Origin of the sequence: Acinetobacter sp. Swhac1, assembly GCF_013390985.1 — a bacterium.
Lineage (GTDB): Bacteria > Pseudomonadota > Gammaproteobacteria > Pseudomonadales > Moraxellaceae > Acinetobacter > Acinetobacter towneri.
On record NZ_JACASN010000056.1, the window covers coordinates 1 to 7,197 of the forward strand.

The window sequence follows — 7,197 nt, forward strand, 5'->3', positions numbered from 1 at the left end:
CTGCGAGGATTACTCCAACATGCAACTTAACCAACCTATACAACTACTTCCAACGCTCCGCCTATGTGAGATCCCCTGTAAGCGGTTTAGCCTTGCGACTATCGCTACGATGCACCAGTGACACTTATTCCCTCCACATGCAACGCATATCTTCCTTAAAAAAGGCGCACAGAAGTAGATAAAGCTCGACCGTTAGGTGCTTATTTGATGATTTAAACTGCTGAATTAACGAAGGACTTCAAATTGAGGCTTGTCAAACTGTTCTAATTCTTTAAAATAGATAGTGGTACTAGCCTTTAAGGTGAATATCAGTATGAGTTGCAAGCTCTGCCGATCTTTCGTTAATTGATGTTGCAAGCATCAAATAACTGTACCCATCGAATTTAAAACTAATGGACAGATTTCGCAAGAGACCTGTCCATTATTTTTTTTGATTACACCTAAGAATTAAGCTGAAATTCCTATTCTTTGGACTATTAATGTCAAAACTTCCTAGATTTCATAACAAGCACATCGAAAAACGTAAGTATTCAAATAGCCTCCTAGCCAAATCTATTTCTTCTAAAGTACGTTTCTCTAATAAAACATTTTTTAATGTTAATTTGAGAGGATCCCGCCTACGATCATGTTCATTCAAAAATATAAAAATTGTTTTATCTGATTTTTCAGGAGTAATCTTAAATAAGAATAGGTTTACGAATGTTCACTTCAAAAAGTGCGTATTTTATGCTGCTATTTTTAGAGATTGTCGCTTTAAAAATTGCACATTTGAAAAATGCATTTTTATTAATACAAATACAGAAAGCCTAAATCACTCGATATTAGACTGTTCTAAAAAATATAATTTTTACGAAATGAAAATTCCTGATGACTTAAAAGATCAACTAACAGAATATAGAAATATTCCAATACTGCAAAAAAACCGTTTACTTCATCTAAAAGGGGGAAGAATCAATACCGCAACCTTATTCATTCTCCTATCCAAAATATCCAAATACAAGCTGCTAAATGGTCTTAAAAAAATTTATATTGAGGAACAAAGTAAAGTAAAAATACTTAGCACTTTCAAACTCCTTGAAGAAATAAAGAACCTAGTTGACACTAACACCGCATTCAAACAGAATAATGGTGCTCTGCCCCATCCAATCGAAAGGTTGGATAGTTAAGACAATCACTGGGAGCTCACTATTGGATGTAACAATTCAATTAATAGTCTAATTACTGACATTCTGGGAGGGCTTACTATGTTAGGCCGCATGGACACAACGCAGGTCGCATTGATACACCAAATTCTAGCTGCGGCAGATGAGCGAAATCTGCCGCTCTGGATCGGTGGGGGCTGGGCGATCGATGCACGGCTAGGGCGTGTAACACGCAAGCACGATGATATTGATCTGACTTTTCCCGGCGAGAGGCGCGGCGAGCTCGAGGCAATAGTTGAAATGCTCGGCGGGCGCGTCACGGAGGAGTTGGACTATGGATTCTTAGCGGAGATCGGGGATGAGTTACTTGACTGCGAACCTGCTTGGTGGGCAGACGAAGCGTATGAAATCGCGGAGGCTCCGCAGGGCTCGTGCCCAGAGGCGGCTGAGGGTGTCATCGCCGGGCGGCCAGTCCGTTGTAACAGCTGGGAGGCGATCATCTGGGATTACTTTTACTATGCCGATGAAGTACCACCAGTGGACTGGCCTACAAAGCACATAGAGTCCTACAGGTTCGCATGCACCTCACTCGGGGCGGAAAAGGTTGAGGTCTTGCGTGCCGCTTTCAGGTCGCGATATGCGGCCTAACAATTCGTCCAAGCCGACGCCGCTTTGCGGCGCGGCTTAACTCAGGTGTTAGGCATACATGGAAATATAGCAATGAAAAATCATTATTCATTTGTTGGGGGTAGTGCGGGGAACTGGATTGTAACTAAACAAGATACAATTGTCGGCTCTCCCCTTGAGTTGGTTCAACGGATTGAAGTTGTTAATTCTCCTGCGGCTAATTTTGCTTCAAGAGGTGCTTGGGTATTGCAGGGCTTTACGAGCAATGTACGTTACACCAATCGAAATGAAATTGTAAAACTTCAATCAGTACAAGAGGGTTTAAATAGAAATAGTTCTTTATGTGCTGCTCTTATTCCCATAAAGAAAAATGCAGTATGGTGGTCTATGTCTCAAGATGAACGTAGGTCAATTTTTGAAGAGCAATCACATCATACTGAAATCGGATTAAATTATCTTCCAGAAATTGCTCGCCAATTGCATCATTCGCGTGATCTTGGAGAACAATTTGATTTTATAACGTGGTTCGAATTCGCGCCTGAACATAAAGAATTATTTAATAAGTTACTGAAGCAATTACGATCAACAAAAGAATGGCAATTTGTTGATCGTGAAATTGATATTCGCTTAGAGAAAAATGCCTAACTTGCGCATCAACAGCGACAAGTACCCAGCCGATTGTTGTGTTATTTTTGATGGTTCTGAGGTAGTCTCAGTTTTTAATTTTGTTGTGGGTACTTGCGCGTTATGCGGGTAGTTAGGAAACACTGCTACCGTTATCGGATTTACTGCTTTACTACTAACCTTGTTAATTCAACATTTGCAAAATAGTCTGACCTTTCGATTGTTTGGGGTGAAATTCTTATCTTAAAAATCTAAATATTCTTTTAGATCTAATGCAGATTGCTCGATAAAATCGTATGTATTAATACAACGACAGTAAATAAATTTTGTTAAAACCTCTAAATCATTTTCTAGATTACGGTTAAAAATAATCGGTTCATGATGAGCAATCCTGTTTCTTAATTCACGTAATTGATCTGTCCAATCGTAAAAAATTTGCCTGTTTTCAACTGTTGCATTAGGAAAAATAGAATTAAAACATCCCTGCCAAATACGTTCTTCATAATTAGCCATAAGCATCTTTTGCCAGAATACAAATTTAAGCTCAGGGATCATTTTACTAGGCGAATCTGGGAACTTCTCTTTAGCACTATCAAACATACTTTTAGGGCTATACCTCCCTCTACGGCTAAGGCTTCGAATAAAAGCTTCATTTTCATGCCAACTATTTGTTTCATTACACCTAAAAGATATTTCTATTGCCTGAACAACAGCATTTCTCAGAACAACTTCAAAATAATTTAATAAGTAAAAAAACTTATTGGAAATTATTAAATTACGTTCATAAAGCATCAATACATCAGATTTTTCATATGGTTCACCTTTATCTTTATAGAAATTTTCATACTTAGATAAGCGTGGTATAGATAAAGCCTGCTCTATCTTAAGCACTGCATCATTTGACAATTCCACCGTATATACCCTAATATATAGTTGTAAGTTTGAGAGACTGCGGATCTAAGATCTTCCCTCCCAAGCGCTAAGATTCAAAAAAGCCTTTCATTAACGTGAAAGGCTTTTTTCTTTTTTTGGTCAATTAAAAGCTTACATATTGATTGTAATTGAAATATTTTCTTGAGGGACATCAAAATAATTAGCTAATAGTCTCTTAGCTTCAGGAATAGATATTTTATCCAGTGTTTTAGAAGAATTATCTTCATTTAATTTGGTAAATTTCAGCTCATTCAAATCGATATTCATCTCTTCTAATGAACTATAAGAAACTGGATTCCGATTACCATCCCACATATTGGGAATAGATATATCAGCATATTCGGAGATATTTATTATCCATCTACCATCTGCATCTTCTTCTTGAGATTGGCTGATACTAGATATTTTGCCAACTAAAAATGCAGTGTGATGATCAGCCTCTGGTTCTCCCCAAGATTGTTTCCTATTTTGCACACAAACTAGATAATCGCACTTTCCTGCATTATGAGCATTTAGTCTCCAAGACTGACTACCACCTTCTTTTAAAATTCTAGTCTTTCCACGAGCAGTTAGTACTACTACACAGTTATTATTCATAACACCACCAAAATATATAAACAAGCCTATACTACATTCAATATAGCTAAATTTAAACATTAGTACAAGCTAATACTAAGAAATAAACACCAACATACTAGAAAATAATTACATCCCAAAATCCATACCTCGATCTTGCTTAGGTCGAGGTTTTTCTATCTCTTGTTTACGCTCATTCATCTGGACGAGATTTTTTTCAATATCTCGGATGTTTCGAGCAAATTCTGCTGCGCTTTGGCTACTTCTGACGAGACAGAATGCTGTGTGGTTGAGATTCTCTCCAGAATTTCTTCGTTGTTGGCTGTGATAAGGCTCATCTCTCGGACTTTGCCATTGATCTGCTCGGTATAGCTTGCTGTACTTCGTTCTAGCTCGTGAAATTGCTTCTGCATTGTCGCTAATGATTTCTGTGCTTGCTGTAAGCTTTGCTGATCGCTCTTGATTGTCTTTGATTGTGCTGACAAGGCTTGGATAATTTTGGTTTGCATTGTGTCTAAAGCTTGCTGTTGCTTCTGCAATTGCACTTGTTGTTGCATTAATTGTTGCTGTTGTTCTTCGATGATTCTCAATAATTGTGTTTCTAATTCGGTCATCGTTTAATACCCCATTGGAATCATGTAGCCGTTCTGCCATTCGCCTGCGTTCTTGTTGATCTGAATACATAGGCGCTGTGCTTTGCTGTCTGGTCGCTTGCATGTGCTGATCGTCAAACTGCCCCCCGATCGGTTCAAATGGTCGACCCTCATTTGCTTCTCGTTGATCACTGTATTTAGCGTCTGCATCTCGCTGTACTTGTTTTTGGTGACGAGACCAAGCGAGAAAATCGCTATAAGCAAAATAACTGCTGCTGAAATCAGTCCCATATTCAAAATAGTAAGTTTTTTCTGTACGGCTTGATTCTGGGCTTGCTGTTCTTGGCTCTGTATTTGCTCGTTTAATTGCGTTAAATGGCTCAATTTCGATTGCAGCAAGGTTTGATACTGGCTTAACTGCTTCTCGACCGTCTGGGCGTTGTTTTGAATGCTCTTGGCTATTTTCTCGTCCGACTGTTGGATAGCGGTCGCAGTGATATTGGCTCTTGTGTTCAAGCTGTCTCTGATAGTCTGTGACGTTTGCTCGATACCGCTCAGAAGTTGTTCCTCTGTATTCTTCAATTCGTTGTTGTACTTCTTGTCGATATTCGCCAGTAGCTCTAAAGCCTTGCTCATAAATCTCGCCCTCTAAACGGATGGGACGTTTTGCGCCCTCATACGGGTTTTCAATGGATATGGAGTTTTTTACTTGTCGGGTGACATTGATTTGATTCGATTCAAGCCATTGCACCAATTCTTGCCGATCGGCAACTTCCCCATTAGAAACCGCTCGGTAAACACGTTGATGTAACTGCTCTTTAAAATCCTTAATATCTTTGGGCAGGTTCTTTTTATTTAAAAATAGCTGTCGATGCTCCGGATCATCGGGGTCATACAGTGAATGTTCGGTATTGGTGATCTGCTTAAATAGATCGACTCGATCTAAATCGACTGGCGCATAGAATGGCTGTAGGCGTTTGCCTGTTGAAAGCTCAACATTGGGAATCACAAAATTAAGCTCAAGCCTTGTCTCACCTGTGTCCTGATTAATTTTGTCTTGGTGCTGCACCCATAAAATTTGATATTGGTCTTTATCCAGTCCTGGAAATAAACATTCCTCAAAATTTTGCATGATTTTCTGTTTATCCTCGTTAGATAAATCATGCTCATAAAAGGACAAACAACCACTGGTATATTTTTTGGCAAAAGGACTGCTATCAATCAATTGTGCTGTCAGCTCTACATCACCACTAAGCACTTGTGCGTGTTCACGCTCTCGATCTTCACCCAATAAATAATCAATACAACCTTTTGATAAACCTGAACCATGTCTAAAAAAATCAACGATCATCTGGACGTAACTCCCGAAGCTGTTGATCAATTGAAATCAATAAATGAAGTAATTTCACTTTATCGAAAGCACCAGTACCCGCAATATCTGTATTTACTGCTTTGGCAATCTGATTCACATTATTACCAATCCGACTAATTTCTAAAATTAACGCTCGCTCTGTCTTGCTATACGAAGATTCAACAACCTTTGTTGCTTTAATTTTTTGGTCATCTTCTGCTTTGGAATTATGAATTTTAGTCGCTTTCTCTACTGCTGCTTGTCTAAGCAACTTTGCAATCGAACCATAAGGATTATTGGAATCGAGCAATTGATATTCTGATTCTGAAAGTCTGACTTTAAAGGTTCGTTCTCGAACTGCTTTGCTCTGTTTGTTTTCTTGTTCCTGTCCTGACATTTCAATCTACCCTGCTTTGGCTTTTGTAAGCTTTAAATTGGAAAATCTTTGATTTTTCTGTTTAAAGCTTTTCGGGGGTATCGGGGGTGAAGCCCCTGATCAAGGTCACAGACTATCACTGTTTAACGAAGTTAAATAGGGGTAGCTGTGTATCCTTGCTTATTTAAAAATGGACGAGTGAAATTCAATAAAAACTAATCAAATGACACGGTATATAAACTCTAGTAGGTATTGGCATGAATCTTGTAAAAACAAATGCGCTCAACTCTTTCTCACCGTCCCCACATCCCTCGCTTTGCTCGGGCTGATGGTGAACGTTGAGAGAGTTTCGGCAATACTTTCCCTAAGAGGCTTTGATTTAAAAAAATCAAATATCCTCTTAAGTATTGCCGATTAACCTGTAATTGGGCTGACGGAGCCACGCATCGGTCGTATCCGCACATGGTTTTGCTGACCATGCAGACAAGGACTAAAGGTTTTGCACCTTCTCCCACGCGCTCCCTGTCGAAGTATGGTGGTATCTCTGCGAGGATTACTCCAACATGCAACTTAACCAACCTATACAACTACTTCCAACGCTCCGCCTATGTGAGATCCCCTGTAAGCGGTTTAGCCTTGCGACTATCGCTACGATGCACCAGTGACACTTATTCCCTCCACATGCAACGCATATCTTCCTTAAAAAAGGCGCACAGAAGTAGATAAAGCTCGACCGTTAGGTGCTTATTTGATGATTTAAACTGCTGAATTAACGAAGGACTTCAAATTGAGGCTTGTCAAACTGTTCTAATTCTTTAAAATAGATAGTGGTACTAGCCTTTAAGGTGAATATCAGTATGAGTTGCAAGCTCTGCCGATCTTTCGTTAATTGATGTTGCAAGCATCAAATAACTGTACCCATCGAATTTAAAACTAATGGACAGATTTCGCAAGAGACCTGTCCATTATTTTTTT

7 protein-coding genes are annotated in these 7,197 nt (G+C 39.1%); 3 read left to right on the forward strand and 4 right to left on the reverse strand.

The window, feature by feature from the left end:
- Nucleotides 1-479: 479 nt before the first annotated feature.
- The 3 genes from HX743_RS15225 (at nt 480) to HX743_RS15235 (ending at nt 2,414) form a co-directional block, all read left to right on the forward strand.
- On the forward strand, nt 480-1,166 hold the full coding sequence (locus HX743_RS15225; RefSeq protein ID WP_002011386.1) for a pentapeptide repeat-containing protein: 687 nt from the start codon (nt 480-482) through the stop codon (nt 1,164-1,166).
- Nucleotides 1,167-1,256: 90 nt separating this feature from the next.
- Nucleotides 1,257-1,790 carry an aminoglycoside nucleotidyltransferase ANT(2'')-Ia gene (gene aadB, locus HX743_RS15230; RefSeq protein ID WP_010883707.1) on the forward strand — a complete coding sequence of 178 codons (534 nt, stop codon included), beginning with the start codon at nt 1,257-1,259 and terminating at the stop codon, nt 1,788-1,790.
- Between the two features lie 72 nt (nt 1,791-1,862).
- Entirely contained in the window at nt 1,863-2,414 is a 552-nt protein-coding gene (locus tag HX743_RS15235) for a chlorite dismutase family protein (RefSeq protein WP_178319624.1), read from the forward strand.
- A 222-nt stretch (nt 2,415-2,636) separates the two neighbouring features.
- On the opposite strand, the gene HX743_RS15240 is transcribed toward HX743_RS15235, so the two are convergent.
- The 4 genes from HX743_RS15240 to mobC all read right to left on the reverse strand — a co-directional run bounded on the left by HX743_RS15240 (nt 2,637) and on the right by mobC (nt 6,243).
- On the reverse strand, nt 2,637-3,305 hold the full coding sequence (locus HX743_RS15240; protein WP_000423610.1) for an Abi family protein: 669 nt from the start codon (nt 3,303-3,305) through the stop codon (nt 2,637-2,639).
- A 132-nt stretch (nt 3,306-3,437) separates the two neighbouring features.
- Nucleotides 3,438-3,983 (reverse strand): hypothetical protein, encoded by a 546-nt coding sequence (locus HX743_RS15245; RefSeq protein ID WP_000472319.1) that lies wholly within the window; start codon nt 3,981-3,983, stop codon nt 3,438-3,440.
- Between the two features lie 48 nt (nt 3,984-4,031).
- Complete coding sequence (locus HX743_RS15250) at nt 4,032-5,846, reverse strand: relaxase/mobilization nuclease domain-containing protein (RefSeq protein WP_015061179.1); 1,815 nt, start codon at nt 5,844-5,846, stop codon at nt 4,032-4,034.
- The gene (gene mobC / locus HX743_RS15255; protein ID WP_015061180.1) at nt 5,836-6,243 is read right to left on the reverse strand and encodes a plasmid mobilization relaxosome protein MobC; all 408 of its coding nucleotides are present in this window, start codon (nt 6,241-6,243) and stop codon (nt 5,836-5,838) included. Before mobC ends, HX743_RS15250 begins: the two co-directional genes overlap by 11 nt.
- Nucleotides 6,244-7,197 lie beyond the last annotated feature (954 nt).

Bases quoted from the DNA above. Each gene is read 5' to 3' on its own strand.
- HX743_RS15250 (WP_015061179.1), bottom strand. From the start codon at position 5,846: ATGATCGTTGATTTTTTTAGACATGGTTCAGGTTTATCAAAAGGTTGT.
- HX743_RS15235 (WP_178319624.1), top strand. From the start codon at position 1,863: ATGAAAAATCATTATTCATTTGTTGGGGGTAGTGCGGGGAACTGGATT.
- aadB (WP_010883707.1), top strand. From the start codon at position 1,257: ATGGACACAACGCAGGTCGCATTGATACACCAAATTCTAGCTGCGGCA.
- mobC (WP_015061180.1), bottom strand. From the start codon at position 6,243: ATGTCAGGACAGGAACAAGAAAACAAACAGAGCAAAGCAGTTCGAGAA.
- HX743_RS15225 (WP_002011386.1), top strand. From the start codon at position 480: ATGTCAAAACTTCCTAGATTTCATAACAAGCACATCGAAAAACGTAAG.
- HX743_RS15245 (WP_000472319.1), bottom strand. From the start codon at position 3,983: ATGTTTAAATTTAGCTATATTGAATGTAGTATAGGCTTGTTTATATAT.